The sequence below is a fragment of the Dyella sp. C9 genome, from assembly GCF_003332825.1.
Lineage (GTDB): Bacteria > Pseudomonadota > Gammaproteobacteria > Xanthomonadales > Rhodanobacteraceae > Dyella.
On record NZ_QIRF01000034.1, the window covers coordinates 1 to 1219 of the forward strand.

A 1219-nucleotide genomic window follows, 5' to 3' on the forward strand; every position below is an offset into this window, starting at 1 on the left:
ACAGCGCACCGCTCTCCGAGCTGGAACAGCGCATCGCCGACATCTGGCAGGCGGTGCTGAAGGTCAAGCGCGTCGGTGCCGAGGACAACTTCTTCGAACTGGGCGGTGACTCCATCGTCTCCATCCAGGTGGTCAGCCGCGCCCGCGCCGCCGGCCTGCAACTGAGCCCCAAGGACCTGTTCCAGCACCAGACCCTGCAGGCCCTGGCCCGTGTGGCCGCTGACTACGTCGCCGTAGAAACGCCGGCCACCCCGACGGCCATCGACGCGCCGGACGCGTTGCAGCTCGCCGCCCTCGGCCTGAATCGGGCCGGGATCGTCGCGCTCTATCCGCTGTCGCCCATGCAGCAGGGCATGCTGTTCCACGGCGTGGCCGGCAGCGAAGGCGGCGTCTACGTCACCCAGTTGCGCGTGGAAGTGCAGGGGCTGGACGTCGAGCGCTTCCGCGCGGCCTGGCAGGCCGCGCTGGATGCCCACGACAACCTGCGCGCCGGTGTGCACTGGCAAGGTCTGGACAAGCCGGTGCAGGCCGTGCACAGACACGTCGAGCTGCCGCTGGAGGTGCTCGACTGGCGTGGTCGCGAAGACCTGAACGCGGCACTGGACGAACTGGCCGCCGCCGAACGCAGCCGCAGCTTCGACTTGGAGCGTCCGCCGTTGCTGCGCCTGGTGCTGGTGCGCAGCGATGAGGTCAGTCACCAGTTGGTCTACACCCATCACCACATCCTGCTTGACGGCTGGAGCAATGCCCAGCTGTTCGCCGAGGCACTGCGTCGCTACAACGGCGAAACTATCGCCGAGCAGGGCCGCTACCGCGACTACATCCACTGGCTGCAAGCCCAGGACCAGCAGCAGGCGCAGGATTTCTGGAGCGCGCGCCTGCAAGGCTTCGCCCCGCCCCCCGTGCGGGCCGACAGCCTGGCGCGCCCGGCCGACGGCAGCGGTCATGGCCTGGAGTACAGCCGCTACGACGCGGCGGCCACCGAACGCCTGAAAGCCTTCGCCCGCAGCCAACGGGTGACGCTCAATACCCTGGTGCAGGCGGCATGGATTCTCCTGCTGCAACGCTACACCGGGCAGCAGCGCGTCGCCTTCGGCGCCACCGTGGCCGGCCGCCCCGCGCAACTGGCCGGCGCCGACAGCCTGCTGGGCCTGTTCAGCAACACCCTGCCCATCGTCCAGGCGCCGGCCGAGCAGGCCGACCTGGGCGACTGGCTGCG

Annotated in this window: 1 protein-coding gene; it reads left to right on the top strand. The window is 69.6% G+C overall.

All coding sequences use genetic code 11. The annotated features are described in order from the left end of the window. On the top strand, positions 1-1219 hold a 1219-nt coding region (locus DVU99_RS19545; RefSeq protein WP_232823672.1), incomplete at both ends, for a condensation domain-containing protein.